We start from the raw sequence: 780 nt of genomic DNA, 5'->3' as shown, positions 1-780 counted from the left end.
CTGATTTGCACCATGCTGATCATCCAAGGGTTATTTTACAGTCGGAATCAAACTGTGCTGTTTTCTGTGCTTGGGGTGTCGTTCTACAAAGAGGGCCTGATTTACGCCACCACTCTGGGTTGTCGAGTATTGGTGATTATTTTGACCAGTGGCTTTTTTATGGTGACCACGAGTATTTCAGAAAACGCGGCCTATTTGGAACTGTCCGGATTGTCTTATAAAACCGTCTACGTTCTGATGTCGGTGTGTTATATTTTGCCGGAAATGATGCGCAATATGCGGAAAATCCAGCAGGCACAAAAAGTTCGCGGAACCAATCCGCAAAAAACGTTGATTCAGAAATTAAAGTCAGTCCTGCCGGTTCTAATTCCATTGGTGATTAAGACCTTGGATCAATCGATGACGCGGTCGATTTCTCTCCAACTGAGAGGTTTTGATAATCTCAACCGGACTGTCAGAACCTCCCAGCGCGTGTATCGCCTGTCGCGGACGCTGCACATTGGTCTGACTGGATTGGCAATTTTATTGATTGGGTGGAAGATATGGACGAAGATAAACGGATTGTAATTGAAAATTTGACCACCCGTTATCCGGGTACTGAGCAACCACAACTGCGTCAGATTAACGCGGAGGTTCATACCGGCCAGGTGGTTGGGATTATCGGGAATAGCCACTCCGGCAAATCGACTTTGTGCCGTGTGCTGGCAGGGGTCATTCCCAAAATTGTGTCTGCTGAGATTGAGGGCGATTGGCACATGTTTGGCCAGCGAGTGTCTGACA

Annotated in this window: 2 protein-coding genes; both read left to right on the top strand. The window is 47.2% G+C overall.

What is annotated here, in order from left to right:
* Positions 1-567: energy-coupling factor transporter transmembrane component T (locus tag GMD3S_RS0210310; RefSeq protein ID WP_029709375.1), on the top strand; the 567-nt coding region annotated here is incomplete at its 5' end.
* Positions 543-780: ATP-binding cassette domain-containing protein (locus GMD3S_RS0210305; RefSeq protein ID WP_029709373.1), on the top strand; the 238-nt coding region annotated here is incomplete at its 3' end. The genes GMD3S_RS0210310 and GMD3S_RS0210305, both read left to right, overlap by 25 nt.

The sequence above is a fragment of the Streptococcus sp. GMD3S genome (genome assembly GCF_000298695.2).
Lineage (GTDB): Bacteria > Bacillota > Bacilli > Lactobacillales > Streptococcaceae > Streptococcus.
The sequence above is the reverse complement of the archived record's forward strand: the minus strand, read 5'-3'. Positions and strand labels throughout refer to the sequence as shown.